The 16,724-nt window shown below is 70.4% G+C and carries 13 protein-coding genes, 1 tRNA gene and 4 pseudogenes; 4 read left to right on the forward strand and 14 right to left on the reverse strand.

The genetic code is table 11. The features are described from left to right. The first annotated feature begins 129 nt into the window (after positions 1-129). Positions 130-1,461 (forward strand): formimidoylglutamate deiminase, encoded by a 1,332-nt coding sequence (locus IG84_RS0109390; protein WP_031053772.1) that lies wholly within the window; start codon positions 130-132, stop codon positions 1,459-1,461. Between the two features lie 55 nt (positions 1,462-1,516). Here the strand turns inward: IG84_RS0109390 and IG84_RS0109395 are convergent, their stop codons facing one another. From IG84_RS0109395 to IG84_RS0109410, 4 genes and pseudogenes are all read right to left on the reverse strand, one after another. After that, the gene (locus IG84_RS0109395; RefSeq protein ID WP_031053773.1) at positions 1,517-2,869 is read right to left on the reverse strand and encodes a GH1 family beta-glucosidase; all 1,353 of its coding nucleotides are present in this window, start codon (positions 2,867-2,869) and stop codon (positions 1,517-1,519) included. A gap of 20 nt (positions 2,870-2,889) precedes the next feature. Then, complete coding sequence (locus IG84_RS0109400) at positions 2,890-3,753, reverse strand: carbohydrate ABC transporter permease (protein WP_031053775.1); 864 nt, start codon at positions 3,751-3,753, stop codon at positions 2,890-2,892. After that, positions 3,746-4,654: pseudogene (locus IG84_RS0109405) on the reverse strand (carbohydrate ABC transporter permease); the annotation flags it as partial. The pseudogene IG84_RS0109405 and the gene IG84_RS0109400, both read right to left, overlap by 8 nt. A 16-nt stretch (positions 4,655-4,670) precedes the next feature. Continuing rightward, positions 4,671-5,987, reverse strand: a complete 1,317-nt coding sequence (locus IG84_RS0109410; RefSeq protein WP_031053780.1) for an ABC transporter substrate-binding protein — start codon at positions 5,985-5,987, stop codon at positions 4,671-4,673. A 141-nt stretch (positions 5,988-6,128) separates the two neighbouring features. Between IG84_RS0109410 and IG84_RS0109415 the strand changes: the two genes are divergently transcribed. Continuing rightward, complete coding sequence (locus IG84_RS0109415; protein ID WP_031053782.1) at positions 6,129-7,358, forward strand: ROK family transcriptional regulator; 1,230 nt, start codon at positions 6,129-6,131, stop codon at positions 7,356-7,358. 24 nt (positions 7,359-7,382) lie between these two features. Here the strand turns inward: IG84_RS0109415 and IG84_RS0109420 are convergent. Both IG84_RS0109420 and IG84_RS0109425 read right to left on the reverse strand, forming a co-directional pair. After that, positions 7,383-7,456: transfer RNA gene (locus tag IG84_RS0109420), tRNA-Met, on the reverse strand. Between the two features lie 61 nt (positions 7,457-7,517). Further along, positions 7,518-8,432, reverse strand: coding sequence for an alpha/beta fold hydrolase (locus IG84_RS0109425; RefSeq protein ID WP_078648708.1), 915 nt, complete (start codon positions 8,430-8,432; stop codon positions 7,518-7,520). 124 nt (positions 8,433-8,556) lie between these two features. Between IG84_RS0109425 and IG84_RS0109430 the strand changes: the two genes are divergently transcribed. After that, positions 8,557-9,198 carry a TetR/AcrR family transcriptional regulator gene (locus IG84_RS0109430; RefSeq protein WP_037799649.1) on the forward strand — a complete coding sequence of 214 codons (642 nt, stop codon included), beginning with the start codon at positions 8,557-8,559 and terminating at the stop codon, positions 9,196-9,198. On the opposite strand, the gene IG84_RS0109435 is transcribed toward IG84_RS0109430, so the two are convergent. Further along, complete coding sequence (locus IG84_RS0109435) at positions 9,167-9,520, reverse strand: beta/alpha barrel domain-containing protein (protein ID WP_031053788.1); 354 nt, start codon at positions 9,518-9,520, stop codon at positions 9,167-9,169. The genes IG84_RS0109430 and IG84_RS0109435 overlap by 32 nt on opposite strands. Positions 9,521-9,618: 98 nt before the next feature. Next, complete coding sequence (locus IG84_RS0109440) at positions 9,619-10,743, reverse strand: aminotransferase (protein WP_031053791.1); 1,125 nt, start codon at positions 10,741-10,743, stop codon at positions 9,619-9,621. A gap of 151 nt (positions 10,744-10,894) precedes the next feature. On the opposite strand from IG84_RS0109440, the pseudogene IG84_RS42110 reads away from it, so the two are divergent. Continuing rightward, positions 10,895-10,951 (forward strand): annotated as a pseudogene (locus tag IG84_RS42110) (hypothetical protein); the annotation flags it as partial. A 60-nt stretch (positions 10,952-11,011) separates the two neighbouring features. Here IG84_RS42110 and IG84_RS39695 read toward each other — a convergent pair. The 6 genes and pseudogenes from IG84_RS39695 to IG84_RS0109475 form a co-directional block, all read right to left on the reverse strand. Further along, positions 11,012-11,229: pseudogene (locus tag IG84_RS39695) on the reverse strand (RNA polymerase sigma factor); the annotation flags it as partial. Between the two features lie 118 nt (positions 11,230-11,347). Next, a complete protein-coding gene (gene helR, locus IG84_RS0109460; protein ID WP_031053795.1) occupies positions 11,348-13,564 on the reverse strand; it encodes an RNA polymerase recycling motor ATPase HelR in 2,217 nt (738 codons plus the stop codon). Positions 13,565-13,704: 140 nt separating this feature from the next. Continuing rightward, complete coding sequence (locus IG84_RS41530; RefSeq protein WP_031053796.1) at positions 13,705-14,160, reverse strand: tellurite resistance TerB family protein; 456 nt, start codon at positions 14,158-14,160, stop codon at positions 13,705-13,707. A 141-nt stretch (positions 14,161-14,301) separates the two neighbouring features. Beyond that, positions 14,302-14,745, reverse strand: a pseudogene (locus IG84_RS42770) (ArsR/SmtB family transcription factor); the annotation flags it as partial. A 773-nt stretch (positions 14,746-15,518) separates the two neighbouring features. Then, positions 15,519-16,187, reverse strand: a complete 669-nt coding sequence (locus IG84_RS0109470) for a DUF3618 domain-containing protein (protein WP_031053797.1) — start codon at positions 16,185-16,187, stop codon at positions 15,519-15,521. Next, on the reverse strand, positions 16,163-16,723 hold the full coding sequence (locus tag IG84_RS0109475; protein ID WP_078648710.1) for a phage holin family protein: 561 nt from the start codon (positions 16,721-16,723) through the stop codon (positions 16,163-16,165). The genes IG84_RS0109470 and IG84_RS0109475 overlap by 25 nt, the downstream gene beginning before the upstream one ends. Between the last annotated feature and the right edge of the window lies 1 nt (position 16,724).

Here is a 16,724-nt window from a genome sequence, read left to right on the forward strand (position 1 = left end):
GCAGCCATCTTGACGCCACGTCCGCACGAGGCGTTCCCAGTCGTTCGGAGATCAACTACCGTTGACGGAGAGCTGTGTGGTCGCCGCGGTGCGTGACCGGCCGCGGCGAACCGTCGTCAGGGAGGCCGGATGACGTTTCATTGCGAGTACGCCTGGCTCGGCGGGACCGGCGTCGCCGAGCAGGTCCTCATCGAAGTGGCCGACGGACGGATCACCCGTGTCACCGACAACACCCCGGCACCGCCCGGTGCCCACCGACTGCCAGGACTGACCGTACCGGGCCTGGCCAACACTCACTCCCACGTCTTCCACCGCGCCATCCGCGGCCGCAGCCAGAGCGGCGTGACCGACTTCTGGCGCTGGCGCGACGTCATGTACGACGCCGCGGGACACCTCGACCCCGACCGCATGTACGCCCTCGCCCGCGCCACGTACGCCGAGATGGCGCTGTCCGGCATCACCGCCGTCGGCGAGTTCCACTACGTCCATCACAACCCGGACGGCACACCGTACGACGACCCCAACGCCATGGGCGGCGCGCTCGCCCGCGCCGCCGCCGACGCGGGCATCCGCCTCACCCTCCTCGACACCTGCTACCTCATGGCCGACATCGACGGCAGACGGCTGGAGGGCGTGCAGCGGCGCTTCAGCGACGGCAGCGCCGAGGACTGGGCGCGGCGCACGGGCGCCCTGCGGGACAGCGACCGGCTCCGCATCGGCGCCGCCGTGCACAGCGTGCGCGCCGTGCCGCGCGAGGCGATGACGTTCGTCGCCGCCGACGCCCGCCGCCGCGGCGTCCCGCTCCACGTCCACCTTTCCGAACAGCCCGCCGAGAACGCCGCCTGCCGCCAGCGGTACGGCCGCACCCCCACCCGCCTGCTGCACGAGAAAGGGGTACTGGGCGAGGGCGCGACGGCTGTCCACGCGACCCATCTGGACTCCGCCGACATCGCGCTGCTCGGCGGCTCCCGCACCGGCGTCTGCCTGTGCCCGACGACCGAACGCGACCTGGCCGACGGCATCGGCCCCGCCGGCCGGCTGGCGGCGGCCGGCACGCCGCTGAGCCTCGGCAGCGACGCGCACATGATGATCGACCTCTGGGAGGAGGCCCGTGCCATCGAACTGGACGAGCGGCTGATCAGCGGCCGCCGCGGCCACTGGACCGCCGCCGAACTGCTCACCGCCGCGACCTCGGCCGGCATGACGGCGCTCGGCTGGAACGCCGGCACGATCGCGGCGGGCCGGCTCGCCGACCTCGCCACCGTACGGCTGGACTCGCCGCGCACGGCCGGGGCGCGGGCCGGCGATCCACTGGCCCACGCCGTGTTCGCCGGCACCGCCGCCGACGTCAGCCATGTCGTCACCGGCGGCGAACTCGTCGTCGAGGACGGCCGGCACCGGCACATCGAGGACGTCGGCGGCGCGCTGGACAAGGCCATCACGACCTTGCTGGCGAGCTGACCGGGGACCGCCACCGCCGGACGACGTGATCCCCACGCCGTCCGGCGGTGGCGGTTCACAGGCTCCGGGCGCGGTGCGCGCGGACGAGACTCGCATAGCGCCGGCCGCTGGTCTTGACGGTGCGCCGCTGCGTTGCGTAGTCGACGTGGACCAGGCCGAACCGCTTGTCGTAGCCGTACGCCCACTCGAAGTTGTCCAGCAGCGACCAGGCGAAGTAACCCGCCAGCGGGACCCCTTCGGACACCGCGCGGGCGCACGCGGCCAGGTGCTCCTCCAGGTAGCGGACCCGCTCCGGATCGTGGACCTGCCCGTCGGGGCCGACGGTGTCCGGGTAGGCGGAGCCGTTCTCGGTGACGTACAGGCAGCGCGCCCCGTAGTCCTCGGTCATCCGCCGCAGCGTCTTCACGAGGCCCTCCGCGTGCACCTCCCAGCCCATGGCGGTGCGGCGCGCGCCGGGGACGGAGGCCTGCTGGGCGTACGGCACCGGGCCCGCCGGGTCGTCGGCGACGACATTGCGGAAGTAGTAGTTCAGGCCGAGCCAGTCCAGCGGCGCGGCGATGGTCTCCAAGTCGCCTGTCCGAGACGGGGGTTCGGTGCCGTACAGGTCGACCATGTCCTGCGGGTAGCCGCGGCCGTGCAGTGGGTCCAGCCACCAGCGGTTGGTGTGGCCGTCGGAGCGGCGCGCGGCCGCGCGGTCGGCCTCGCGCTCGCTCGCCGGCTCACAGTGCGTCAGGTTGTTGACGATGCCGACCCGAGCATCGGGCACCGCAGCCCGGATGGCCTGCACCGCGAGGCCGTGCCCGAGGTGCAGGTGGAAGGAGGCGCGGACGGCCGCGGTGACGTCCGTCAGGCCGGGCGCCATCCGGCCTTCCAGATGGCCGATCCAGGCGGAGCACAGCGGTTCGTTGAGGGTGGTCCAGTGCTGGATACGGTCGCCGAGACGCTCGGCGACGACCGCCGCGTACGCCGCGAAATGCTCGGCCGTTTCCCGCGCCGGCCAGCCGCCCCGGTCCTGCAACGCCTGCGGCAGATCCCAGTGGTACAGGGTCGGGTACGGCGTGATCCCGGCTTCCAGGAGCGCGTCGGTGAGGCGGTCGTAGAAGTCCAGGCCCGCCTTGTTGACCGGCCCGTCGCCGCCCGGCACGACCCGCGGCCAGGCGATCGAGAAGCGGTACGCGTCCACCCCGAGGCGCCGCATCAGCGCGATGTCCTCGCGCCAGCGGTGGTAGTGGTCGCAGGCCACGTCCCCGGTGTCACCGTTGTCGACCTTGCCTGGGGTGTGGCTGAAGGTGTCCCAGATGGACGGCGCCCGGCCGTCCTCGGCCACCGCACCTTCGATCTGGTACGCGGCAGTGGCCGTCCCCCACACGAATCCGGCGGGGAGCGAGTCGAGGTACGAGTCGGACACGGAGTTCCTTTCCGCGGGGGTCACTTGACGGCACCGGCGGTGAGCCCGGCGACGAGATAACGCTGGAGCAGCAGGAAGCCCGCGACGACGGGGACGCTGACCACGAGCGAGGCGGCCATGATCTGGTTCCAGTACACCTCGGTCTGGGTGGCGTAGCCCTGCAGGCCGATCGCGAGCGTGCGGGTGACGTCGTTGGTCATGACCGAGGCGAAGAGCACCTCGCCCCAGGCGGTCATGAAGGAGTAGATGGCCACGGCCACGATGCCGGGGACGGCGGCCGGCACGACCACCCGCAGCAGCGCGCCGAGCGGCCCGCAGCCGTCGACCTGCGCCGCCTCGTCCAGGTCGCGCGGGATGGAGTCGAAGTAACCCACCAGCATCCAGATGGACAGCGGCAGGGTGAAGGTCATGTACGTGAGGATCAGGCCGCCGCGCGAGCCGTAGAGCGCGACGCCGGTGGCGTTCCCGATGTTCACGAAGAGCAGGAACAGCGGGAGGAGGAAGAGGATGCCGGGAAACATCTGCGTGGACAGCACCGTCACCGTGAACAGCCGCTTCCCCCGGAACCGGTACCGGCTCACCGCGTACGCCGCGAACACCGCGATCACCACCGAGCAGGCCGTCGCCGCGCTCGCCACGATGAGGGAGTTCACGAAGTACCGGCCCAGCGGCACGGTCCGCCAGATGTCGAGGTAGGGCTGGACCGTCAGGTGGCTGGGGAACCACCGGAAGGCGCCGGTCACATCCCGCAGCGGCTTGAGCGAGCTGCTCAGCATCACGTAGAGCGGCGTGGCCGTGAAGAGAGCGAGCAGGGTGAGCAGCACGCGCCGGGTCCAGATGAAGGACCGGGGCGGTGCGGTGGGCGACGTGCCGGCCTCAGCCATGCCCGCCCCTCCTTCCACGGCCGGTGACCAGCAGGTATACGGCCGTCACCACGAGCAGGAACAGCAGCAGCAGGACGGACATGGCGGACCCCGAGCCGAAGTTCCAGGTCTCGAAGGACGCCTGGTAAATGTGGATCGAGATCAGGTCGGCGGCCTCCGGCGCGGCCTTCCCGAAGAGCACGTACGGCACGTTGAAGTCGTTGAAGGTCCACAGGAAGAGCACCAGGACGAGGACCTGATTGACCGGGCGGAGGGCCGGCAGTGTGATGTGCCGGATCTGCCGCCGGATTCCGGCACCGTCCAGTTGCGCCGCTTCGTAGGACTCCCGGGGGATGTTCTGCAGCGCCGCCGTCAGCATCAGGAAGGCGAACGGCCAGGTCCGCCAGACAGAGGTGATCACGAGCGCGGTGAAACTGTTGTCGCCGACCAGCCAGAACGTGGGCGAATCGGTGATCCCGAGCTGATCGTGCAGTACGTGGTTCACCAGCCCGTTGTCCCGCTGGAGGAGGAAGGACCAGGTGATGACGGCGGTGTAGACCGGCAGCGCGTATGGAGTGAGGAACAGAGCCCGCAGCAGGCCGCGGCCGCGGAACGTGTCCTGCATCAGGATCGCGGCCGTCACACCGAGCAGCCAGGCCAGCCCCACGGCCAGCACGGTGAAGGCGCAGGTGACCGCGAAGGAGTGCAGCAGCGCCCGGCCGGCCGGCGCGTCGAAGTCGACCGCGAGCCGGAAGTTGTCGAGACCGGCCCAGGGCGCCGCGCCCCAGTTGCCGATGTACTCCTGGGTGAGCCGCTTGAAGCTCATCGCGATGCCGATGACCATCGGGACGAGATGGATGAGCAGCTCGAGGGCGAGGGCCGGGAGCAGCAGGAGGTAGGGCAGGCCGCCGCGCCTGATACGGGCGATCATCGCCGCCTCATTTCTGCATCTGCTGCTGGGCCGCGGTCAGCCGGGCCCGTACGTCCGCCGTGGTGATCTTCTTGCCCGCGGCGGCGTCGGCGAACAGCTCCTTCATCGCCCCGCCGACCAGCGTCTCGAACTGCGCCTCGTCCGGGACCTGCGGCAACGGCTCCGCGCTCTTGGCCAGTACCTCGCGCAGCACGGCCTCGTCCGGCGTGCGGGGCGCGTGCTTCTGTGCCGCGAGCACGGGCGAGAGCGACCCGTACTTCGTGGTCAGGACGTTCTGTTCGTCCGTCGAGGTCATGAACTTCACGAACTTCAGGGCGCCGTCGAGGTTGTCGGTGTTCTTGAAGACGCCGATGTTGATGCCGGCGACCATCGAGTTGACGTTGCGGCGGCCGGACGCGTCGGCGGACCGGAAGGGGACGGGCGCGACACCGTACTCATCAGGCTTCATGCCGTGCGCGAGCAGCGAGGTCCGCGCGGCCTGCCACAGCAGCATCCCGGCCTTGCCGGTGGCGAAGTCCCGCACGGACTGGTTCTGGGCGTACTCGGCGTTGCCCGGCGCGGCGATGCGGTCGTTGGCGAGCAGGTCGACGTACTGCTTGACGGCCGCGACGTTCGCGGGCCGGTCGAAGGTGGGTTTGCCCGCGGCGTCGAAGAAGTCGGCGCCGTGCTGCTTGCCGAAGACGAACGCGTGGTGGGCGTTCTCCACCGGGTTGCCGCCCTCGACGGCCAGCCCGTACTTCCCACCCCGGGTCAGCTTCTTCCCATCGGCCACCAACTCGGCCCACGTCGTGGGTGGTTGCTCGATCCCGGCTTCCCGGAACATCGCCTTGTTGTAGTAGAGCGCGTACGTCAGGGAGTACAGCGGCACCGCCGCCGGGTCCTTGCCGCGGGCGCCGGTCGCGGCCAGTGGCGCGCTCGCGAACCGCTCCTTGCCGCCGACCTCGGCGAACGTCTTCCCGTCGAAGGGCAGCAGCGCGCCGCTCTTCTGCAGTGAGGCGGACCAGGTGTTGCCGATGTTGAGGACGTCGGGCCCCTGGCCGGAGGAGGCCGCGGCGAGGATGCGGTCCAGCAGCGTGGCCCAGGGCACGACCTCCAGATGGACCTTGATGCCGGTCCGCCGCTCGAACTTCTTCAGCTCGGGCGCGAGCACCTTCTTGTCGGCCTCCACGCTGGAGCCCTGGTTGGTCGCCCAGTACGTCAGCTCCTTCGGGTTGCCGTTGCCGGCCGTGTCGCCGGGCGCGTTGCCACCGCCGCAGCCGGTGGCCAGGGCGGCGGTCAGTGCGGTGGTGAGCGCGGCGGCTGCCGCCATACGGAATCTGCGCATGGTCGTTGAGGCCCCTCCGGGAGGTGAGCGTCAAAGCTCTGAACGCGGCTCGGTCTTATCTCAAGGCGTGAGTTAAGTAGTGAGAGAAGTGGCCGTCAAGACGCCGGGCGACGGTAAGTTGGCGCAGAGGGAAGGAGTCAGATGCCCGAACGCCACCGCAGGACGGTCCGCGATCTCCGTCGCGGCAACCGTGCGACACTGCTGCGCCGGCTGTACTTCGAAGGGCCGCTCAGCCGCCAGGAGTTGGCCGCGCACACCGGCCTGAGCTCGGCGTCCATCAGCAACGTCACCGCCGAACTCCTCGCGGACGGCCTGCTGGAGGAGGCCGGTTCCGTCGGCTCCGACGGCGGCCGCCCGCGCACCCTGCTGCGCATCCCGCCGGGGGCCGGCTCCCTCATCGGCGTGGACGTCGGCGAGACCCGGATACGCGTCGAACTCTTCGACATCTCCATGACCGAACTCGCCCGCTCAGTACACCCGTTGAAGGACGGCGGCCATGGCGACGTCACCCACGTCGTACGGCTCATCGCCGACGGTCTGGCGGCGGTGTGCGGCGCGGACGTCCAGCGCGGCCCGCTGCTCGGCATCGGCGTTGGCGTACCGGGCATCGTCGCGGAGGACCCTGCCGGGGATGGCGCCGTCGTGCACGCCCAAACGGTCGGCTGGGACGCCGTCCCGCTCGAATCCCTCCTCCGATCCACTGCTCAACTCAGCTCGTCCACCCCGCTGTTCGTCTCCAACGGAGCCAAGACGCTCGGCCAGGCCGAGATGTGGTTCGGTGCGGGCCGGGGCGCGCGCGACGCCGTCATCGCCCTCATCGGCTCCGGCGTCGGCGCCAGTGTGATCACCGATGGCAGTGCGTACGGCGGCGCCGCGCAGGGTGCGGGGGAGTGGGGCCACACGACCATGCAACTCCGCGGCCGCCGCTGCCGCTGCGGCGCCCGCGGCTGCCTCGAGGCGTATGTGGGCGCCGAAGCGGTACTGGAACGGTGGCGGGAGGCGGGCGGCGGACGCGCGCCCGGCGCTGACGAGGAGTCCGCGCTCGCCGCACTCCTCGCGTCCGAGGACCCGGCCGCCGCCGAAGTCCTGGCGGAGACCGCCGAATACCTCGGCGCGGGCATCGCCGACCTGGTCAACCTCTTCAACCCCGAGCGCATCGTGCTGGCCGGCTGGGCCGGACTCCAACTCGGTGCCCGCCTGCTGCCCGCCGTACGCGAAGCCACCGCGGCATACGCCCTCCGGTACCCGGCAGCCCGCGCCACGATCGAACTCGGCCGCCTCGGCACGGACGCGGTAACGGTCGGCGCCGCGACACTGCCCCTGAACCGCTTCCTGACAACGGGCGGAGCACCGCAAGGGCCCGGCGGATGATGTTCCGCCGGGCCCCGGGATCAGTAGCGGGGACAGGATTTGAACCTGCGACCTCTGGGTTATGAGCCCAGCGAGCTACCGAGCTGCTCCACCCCGCGTCGGTGAACACAACCCTACGCGGCCCGGGCCCTCACACCTAATCGGCGAGGGACCGGCAGGTCAGTCGGCGGAGTCCATGAAGCTCAGCATCCGGCGGTTGACCTCCTCGGCGTGGTCGATCTGCGGTCCATGGCCGGTGTGGGCGATGATCTCGGCCCGGGCGCCCGGTATCAGGCGCGGGACGCGTTCCACTTGCCGCTGCGGGTGCACAAGCAGGCTGCGCTTGCCGAGTACGAGAGAGAGCGGGGTGCGGATGCCGGACAGTTCGGTCTCGGAGAGGGGCAGCGGTGCGGGGCGGCGGATGCGGTAGGCGCGTACACCGAGCCTGATCATCGTGCGCAGTTCCGGCACGACGAGCACCGGCTGCTCCAGCCAGGCCGCCAGCCGTGGCCGCAGCGCCTTCGGCGCGAAGGTCGCGAACAGGCTGGCGAAGATCCAGACGAAGAAGCGCAGCCCCACCTTCTCCAGGCCGCCGGGGTCGAGCAGTGTGACCGAGGCCAGGCGGCCGGGCCTGCGGTGCGCCTGGTTCAGCGCCAGCCAGCCGCCGTAGGACGAACCGACGAGGTGCACGCGGTCGAGCCCGAGCCCGGCGAGCGTTTCGTCCAGCCACTGGGCGGCGTGTTCGGGCTGGTGAAGGGGTGCGCGCTGCACGCTGCGGCCGGGATCGCCCGGGGTGTCGATCGCGTACACCGGCCGCTCGGCGCTGAGCGCGGGAGTGTTGGGGTACCACATGGCGGAGCAGGAGCCCGCTCCGTGCACCAGGACGATGGGGGTGCGGCGGCGCGCTGCCGGGTCCGTTGGGCCGTAACGGTAGACGTGCGTGGTACCGAAGGACGTCTCGACGTCCTCTTCCCCCAGCGCGGCGGCCCCCAACGCGTACACCGCGTCGCAGGCCGCGAAGTAGCGGTCGCGCAGGACGTCGCTCACATAGCGGCCGACATCGGCCTGGGTGCGGACTGCAGCGGTCTCGGGCACGGCCACCTCCGGGTAGTCGAACGTTGTGATACGAACGTACCACGATGGTGGTACGGCTGTACCATCAAAGAGGTGGGGTACCCGCCCGCACCCATGTCGTCAACGAGAAGCGGAGAGCCGGACGATGCCCAAGCGCGTGGATCACGCAGAGCGGCGGACCGAGATCGCCGAGGCGCTCGTCCGGGTCGCGGGCCGGCGCGGGCTGCATGCCGTGGGAATGCGCGACGTGGCGGCGGAGGCGGGCGTTTCGCTCCGGCTGGTGCAGTACTACTTCGAGACCAAGGAGAAGCTGCTGCTCTTCGGGCTCCGGCACCTCGCCGAGCGATTCGGCGAGCGGGTCGCCGCCAGGCTCCGGGCCGCCGGGGACCACCCGGGACCGCGCGCGATGATCGAGGCGCTGCTGATGGCGGCGCTGCCGACCGACGAGGAAAGCCGCACCTTCCACCATCTCTACACCTCGTACGCGGTCCTCGCCGTGAACGACCCGACGCTCGCGGCCCAGCCGTTCATCAAGGACCCCGACGCCGCCGAGGCCGCCCTGCACGGGCTCCTCCAGCAGGCACAGGAGTCGGATCTGCTACGGCCCGGTGTGGACTCCCGGACGGAGGCGGTCGGCCTGCTGGCCATGTCCGCCGGCCTCGGCACCAGCATCCTCGTCGGCCAGCGCACCCCCGACTCCGCCACCGCGATCTTCGAGTACCACCTGAACCGAATCTTCGGCCCGGGACCGGGCATCAGCGCGGGATCAGCGAGCCCTCTTCCGTGACCGTCAGGCGGGCCTGGTGGCCGGCCGGTGAGCAGTTACGGCCGTTGGGATAGGTGGGCTTCGGGGTGACACTGACCTGTCGGTCGAGCACGGTGGTGCCGCGTTGGTCCTTGAATACCAACGTGATGTGTACCGGCTTTCCTGGCAGGTCGCGTACGACCGCGAAGCCGGGCCAGGTGGCCGGTTTCTCCGACCGGGTTTCCCGGAGCTGCAATGGGCGCTTTCGGCAGATGTCGTCCCAGCAGGCCGTGAGGGTCGCGTCGGCCGTCCGGTGCGCCAGTTCCGGGTGGACCTTGACGCGGATGCCGGCGGGCGCGTCCATCAGGGTGCAGGGATGGGTGTTTCCCGCGGCGCCTCCGCACGCGGTGAGCAGCGTAAGAGCCGCCGGCGATACCGCGATTCCGATGCGCCGTTTCACACTCACGCGCGGAGCCCGTCGAGGAACTGGCCGAGCAGTTGCAGACCGGTGCGCAGGGTCTCGGTGTCGTCGGCGAAGCCGATGCGGACGGTGTGCTCGATGTCGAAGGCGGCGCCGGGGGTGAACATGACGCCGGTCTCCTTCAGCAGGCGGGTGCAGAACTCGTACGAGCCAAGGGGGATGTTGTAGCGGAGGAGAGCGGTGGTTCCCGAGGCCGGTTTGACGTAGCTGATGTCGTCCCGGGTGGTGATCCACTCGTCCAGGATGGTCAGGTTGGTGCGCGTGATCCGGTGGGAGCGGGCCAGGATGGCGTCCTTGTTCTCCAGTGCCACGCAGGCCAGGAGGTCGTCGATGCGGCCGACGCTGATGGTGGTGTAGTCGCGGTGGGCGGCGACGGCCCGCAGCAGGCCGGTCGGGCCGGCGATCCACCCCAGGCGCAACCCGGCCAGGGAGTACGGCTTGGACATGCTGCCGGTGGAGATGCCGCGCTCGTACAGGTCGGCGATCGAGGCGGTGAAGCCGTCACCGTGCTGGTCCACGCCCCGGTAGACCTCGTCGCACAGCACCCACGCCCCGACCCGCTCGGCGATCTTGGCGATGCGGGTCAGTCCGGCGGAATCGATGAGTGCGCCGGTGGGGTTGTTGGGATTGTTCACCGCGATGAGCTTGGTGTCCGGGGTGACCAGGTGGTCGAGTTCGTCCAGGTCGGGCAGCCAGCCGTTCTCCTCACGCAACGTCAGGTGGTCGACGCGGGCGCCGTAGCTGTCCGGGATGGAGTAGTGCTGCTGGTAGGTGGGGACCACGGCCACGACGTGGTCGCCCGGCTCGACGAGGGTGGTGTGCACGAGCGCGTTGGCGCCGATCGCGCCGTGGGTGATCAGGACGTTGTCCGGGCCTTGAGTTGTGTACAGGCCCGCGACCAGGGCGCGCAGGCGGGGGCTGCCGGGGATCGGTCCGTAGGTGAGCGGGGTGGCTGCCAGCTCGGCCAGTACCTCCTCGCGCCGGCCGGACAGGTCCAGCAGTTCACCGGTGGTGAGCGAGCGGACGCAGGTCTCGGCCAGGTTGTACCGGCAGGTCTCCTCGTACTCGTTCATCCACTGCTCGACCGCGAACTCACGGATCTTCACCGTCACTGCCCCTTCGTCGTCTCGTCCATCGTCTCGTCGTAGTTGAGGCCGCTGGCCCAGTAGCGGCCGTGCAGGCCGAGGTCGAGCAGCATACGTTGCCGGTGGCCGGCCGCTCCTGACGCTCCAGGCCATCCAGTACAAGGTCGCCGACATGGCCACCGAGTCCTACGCCGCCCGCTCCACGACCTACGCGGCCCTCGCCGCGCTCGACCGCGGCGAGGACGTACGCACCGAGGCATTCATGTGCAAGCTCTTCGTCGCCGAGTCGCGTGGCGATGCCCAGCAGCGCCAGGGTCTGAGCGACCCGCCGTCCGGGGTCAGCCGTTCGCGGGTGGACCATGCGGCGAGGAAGGTCTCGGACATGATCTCCTCGGCGTTCGACCAGTCACCGGTCAGCCGGAGGGCATGGTTGTAGACCGCCCGCGCGTGCTCCTCGTACAGGTCGGCGAACGCCTGACGGTCGCCGGCCCGGATCCGTCGACGCAGGTCGCCCGCGTGTTCTGAGTGCTTCACACCTGTTACCTGTACGTCGGCCGCGTGGGGTTCCAGTGATCTGGATCACGCCCGCGGACTTTCTGCGGGCGTTCCGCGGGCGTGGTCGGCGTCAAGCACTCGTGAGGATGACGAGTTGCTGGGTCGCGCGGGTCATCGCGACATAGCGGTCGACGGCTCCTTCGATGCCCACGCCGAACGTTTCCGGGTCGACGAGAACGACCAGGTCGAACTCGAGCCCCTTCGACAGCTCCGGAGTCAGCGACCGGACACGGGACGTCGTACGGAATGCGCCCTCGTGGATGTCACCAGTGCCGATGACGCAGGCGATTCCCTCGGCATGCGCGTCGAGCCACGTATCGACGATCGAGTCCAGATCCGCAACAGCCCCATGGACGACGGGGATGCCACTACTGCGGATGGAAGTCGGCACATTGGCGTCCGGGAGCACAGCGCGGATGGCTGGCTCGGCCTCCGCCATGACCTCTTCCGGCGTGCGGTAGTTGATGCTCAGGGAGGCCACGGTGATCCGGTCGAGCCCGACCCGCTCGAGCCGCTCCTGCCACGACTCCGTGAAGCCGTGCCTGGCCTGGGCGCGGTCCCCGACAATGGTGAAGCTCCGGGACGGGCAGCGCCGCAGCAGCATCTGCCACTCGGCATCGGTCAGTTCCTGCGCCTCGTCCACGATGATGTGCGCGAACGGGCCGGCGAGGAGGTCCGGTTCGGCGGCGGGCAGCGCGCTCTCGTCGATCAGGGTGTCCTGCAGGTCCTGCCCGCGCAGCATCCCCACCGCGCCTTCGCTCTCGTCGATCACAACGTTCTGCAGCAGGCTGTCCATGACGTCGGCCCTGCGCGCACGTTCGGCGGCGACGGCGGCTTCCTGCCGACGCTTGCGTACGGACGCCTCCGGGTCGCCGAGCCGCTGCCGTGCCGCGTCCAGGAGCGGCAGGTCGGACACCGTCCACGCCTGGGCGTCCGCGCGCTGCAGCGTGCGCACCTCATCGCGGCTGAGCCAGGGAGCGCACTTGCGCAGGTATGCGGGCACCGACCACAGATCTCCGACGAGGTCACTCGCTTCGAGCATCGGCCACGCACGGTTGAGGGTGCTGATCAGCTCCCGGTTCTGCAGCAGCGACCTCCGAAGCAGCTCGGGCGGTACGCCGCCGCCTTCGCTGTCGCCGCTGTCATCGTTGTTGTCGACACTGTCGTCACTGTCGTGCTTGTCCATCAGGATCGTGAGCAGCTCCTCGCGGATCTGGTCACGGGCCTCGTTGTGCGGCGTGCCTGGCTCCACCGCGTCGAACGCCGCCGCCCAGTCGTCGGCGCTCAGCCAGATGTCGGACCAGTGGGTCGAGACCGTCATCCCCTCGGTGGGCGGCTCCTCGTAGATGCCGACGGCCGGCTCGATGGCCTTCACCAGGTCGGCGGACGACTTCAGCAGGGCCACGCTCGGGTCGCTCTCGACCGCCGCTCCGGCCCCCTCGGTGACGAGGTCGCGCAGGGTACAGGTCTGCACGCCCTCCTCACCGAGGCTGGGCAGCACATCGGCGACGTACGCCAGGTAGGGCCGGCTCGGACCGACGAACAGTACGCCGCCCCGACGGTGCCCGAGGCGGGGGTCGGAGTAGAGGAGGTGGGCGGCGCGGTGCAGGGCGACGACGGTCTTGCCCGTACCCGGACCGCCGTCGACGACGAGAGCGCCGCGGGATCCCGCCCGGATGACGGCGTCCTGGTCGGCCTGGATGGTGCCGAGCACGTCGCGCATCCGGTCCGAGCGGTTGCTGCCCAGGCTGGCGATGAACGCGGACTGGTCGTCGAGCGCGGCGTGCCCCTCGAGCCCGTCGGCGGTGAACACCTCGTCCCAGTAGTCGCTGATCCGGCCGCGGGTCCAGCGGTACCTGCGGCGGCTGGTCAGCCCCATCGGGTGGGCGTGGGTCGCCGCGAAGAACGGCTCGGCCGCGGGGGAGCGCCAGTCGAGAAGCAGCCGGCGCCCCGTGCTGTCGGTGAGGCCGAGCCGCCCGATGTACACGGGCTCGGGGCTGTCCGCACGGACGATGTGTCCCAGGCACAGGTCCAGTCCGAAGCGACGCAGCGCGCGCAGGCGACCGGTCAGCCGGTGGATCTCCGCATCCCGGTCCATCGCCGCCCGGCCGATACCACCGGGGGCCTTGCGTTCGGCGTCGAGGCGGTCGGACAGTTCGGCGATCGTCTGCTCAAGACACTCCGCAATGGCCGCGAAGTGCTGCTCGTCGCCGTGGATCAGCGCCGGGTCGGCCTTGGGGGAGAGGTGGTCGGGAAGGTCGAACGCACTGGTGGTCAGGGGGTGCATGACCAGTGATTCTGCGGTACCACCGGGGCCTTGCCGCAAGCCCCCCAGTGCGCTATAAGTTAAGAGTGGCAAGGAGTGAGTACACCTCCTTGCCTTTCTTTCTTAGCGCTGCCTTTCTCTCTTGGCGGCCGAATTCCTGCTCAGAGGCCGAATTCCTGCGGGGGCAATCCGAGTGCATGGCACGCTTCGCGGACCACGGCCTGTTCGCTTGCGATGAAGGCGCCGTCGGCGCCGCCGATGATGATGCCGATCTGGATGACGGCGCGGGCTTCGGTGGGTTTCTTCTTCGCCTTGCCGACCTCGTGCAGGACCGTGGTCTTCCCGTGGTCGAAATTGAGGGCCAGACGGTCGAGGTTGGCCTCGAAGCGGCGCTGCAGGTCGTCCGCGGCGAAGTTCTGCAACACCTCGTTCGTGGCGATGAGTTGAGCGACCCGGACCTGCTCAGCAGGATCGATGATGCCGTCGGCGGCAGCGACCAGCGCGCACATGGCCATGCTCGCGTCGCGGAAAGCACCGCTCCGCAATTCGTGCTTGCGCGACACGAGTTGAGCCTGCATCGCCGAAGCGGATGCCTTGAGGCGGCCCCAGACAGCCATACGCGGATGGCTGCGCTCGCGCGAGTCGGTCTCCTCGTGAGCCTCGGCGCCGGCGCCGCCGTCGGCACCGACCGGCAGGGCGGCCGGCAGGCGGCAGTGAGCGAGGTACTCCTGCAGCGCGGCGAGGCGCTGGTCGAGCGTGGCGCCGGCGACCCGGTAGTAGATCTGCTTCCCTTCCTTGCGGGCGTCGACCAGACCGCCCCGATGGAGAAGACGCAGATGCTCTGAGGCGGTGGAGGGACTCAGGCCGTTCCGCTCCGCTATCTCCCCGGCACTGAGTTCGCCGGCGCCCGAGAAGTGCGTCAGCATCCGCCGACGGGTCTCGCTCGCCAGTGCTTTGAGGAAGACCACCGTTTCCTCGTCCACCGGTGTCTCCTGCACCCTGCTCACGACCACCTCCGGCCACTGCGCTGACGCCTCGATCGACAGCCGCGTAGAAGCATTCACCCTCTCATAGCGCCGCTCGGCGGTGCTGTGCAGCCTTCCCGGTTTCCTCGTACAGGACCTTGCTTGAGCTCTCCGCTTTCGCGGCTCGTCCGGTGCCAGGTGCTCATGCGGGTCATGAACCTCCAACACTCCCAGCACGGTGAGCTGCTGGCTCGCGCCCGGGACGGGGTGGTGCGCCAGCGGCTGGGAAGCGTCCAGTTGGAGTGGATGTGCGGTAGCAGGCGCAGTCGCTTGACGAACGCGGCGACCGCTCCTCCCGTGCCGGACGGTCGCAGCGATCAGCTCGGGCCCGGACCGCTGCCTGCCGCAGGCGCCGATGCAGCGTGCGGCGGCTGGTCTGTGGCCGCTCCGGTTACCAGTGCGGCCAGTACAGGATTCATGCCCGGGCTGCTTCAGTAGTGCGCAGGTTCGCGCGCTCAGCCGGTTGCCGCCCAGCCTGGGCTGTCCGCTGAAGTGCCGGTCGTGCAGGCACGCGGGTGGGGGAGCGGCTTGGACGGGCGCACACCGACCACGACCTCGCTGCGTGGGCGGACGATGCCGATAACGGTCAGCATCGCCGGCCTCCTCGGCCCGGGATCAGCCGCGCGGCTGCCGCGGGTGACGGCGCTCCCCTTTGGGAGTTGTTGGAGCCGGATTTTCGCAGCGCCGCGATCTCCGCACACGGGGCCGTGATCTCCGTACGCCGGGCAGTGATGTGCCTTCGGCGCCGGACGGCGCGGCGCCCTGGCTGTGAGCCGCCGCGCTGCGCGTCGGGGCTCCCGGGACTGCCGCCGAGATGTACCAGGACGGCCGAGCGGAAAAGCCGGGGCCGACCGGTGTGGTGCTCCGTCAGCCATGGCTCGGGCCGGAGGCCCCGACCCCCAAGGGTCGTGGCCTCCGTTGTCGAGCGGTACGTTCGGTGGGGAGTGTCCTTACGGGCCTTCGGGCTCGTGGCGGGTTTCACCAGTGGTGCGGCGGCCGGTCCGGCGGATCTCCTCGCCGGCCTCCCGGCCCGACTCCCTGGCCTGCTCCTTGGTGGACCGGCCGGCCTCCTGCGCGGTTTCCTGCACGGCCGAGGCGGCCTGACGGGCAGGCTGGCGCAACTCCTCGCGTACGTTCCCGGCGGCCTCCTGGGCCGTCTCCTTCAGCGGCTGCACCAGGTCCTCGGAGCGGTCGCGGACCTCCCGCCCCATGCGCTCCTCCACCGGCGTCGCCGGGAACAGTGCGCCGGCGAGCATGCCGGTCCCGAACGCGATCAGTCCGGCGGCCAGCGGACTGCCCTGGGTCTGCTCACGGATCCGCGCGGGTGCCTGCTGTGCTTGGTCCCCGAGGCGCTCGGGCATCTCCTTGGCCTGCTCGGTCAGCTGTTCCGTAGCGCCGCGCACCTTCTCGCCCATCTTTTCGCCCGCCTTCGGGCCGCCGGGCCCGGACGAGCCCATCACCTTGTCTTTGATCGTGCTGAGCCGGTCGCGCGCGGCCCCGGCCTTCCGTCGGGCCACCCGCGGCGGGCTCACCCGATCGGCCAGCTGGTCCACGGTGTGCGTGAGGTGCGTGCGTGTGGCGTCAGCTTCCTGCTTCAGCTCGTCGGGTGTCGTGCCCATTTCACGTCCTCCCTGAGGGAATCCTTCGCCCGTTCGGGCGTCGGCTGGACGGAACGCATCCGCTTGCGGCCGACCGCGTAGAGGGCCGCGCCGGCCACCGCCCACACGGCGGCCATCACCAAGGCGGCCCAGGCAAGGCCGATGACGTGCGCGAGACCGTAGACGGCCGCCAGGCTGGCCAGGAGCAGTGCGAGGCCGGCGGCGTAACCCGCACCGCCGTACATGCCCGCGGCCCGGCCCGCCTCCCTGCCCTCTTCTTTGAGTTCCGCCTTGGCGAGCGCGAACTCGTTGCCGACCAGCCGCGCCAGATCGCTGGTGACATCGCTGATCAGTTCGCCCACCGAGGACGACGCATCGCGCTCCGTGGTGGGCGGCCCGGTGCCGCCGGTCTCCGACTCGGGCCTGGGCTCGGCCGGGGTGCCGGGCCGGGGAACCGGCCGGGCGGCGCGGTCTGCCGCAGGACCGAGCCGCGAGTCGCGCTGCTCGGCGTCACCGGACCGAGGCGTCCCCGGCTGTCCGCGGCGTCGATCGGCCACG

The sequence above is a fragment of the Streptomyces ochraceiscleroticus genome, assembly GCF_000720485.1.
Lineage (GTDB): Bacteria > Actinomycetota > Actinomycetes > Streptomycetales > Streptomycetaceae > Streptomyces > Streptomyces ochraceiscleroticus.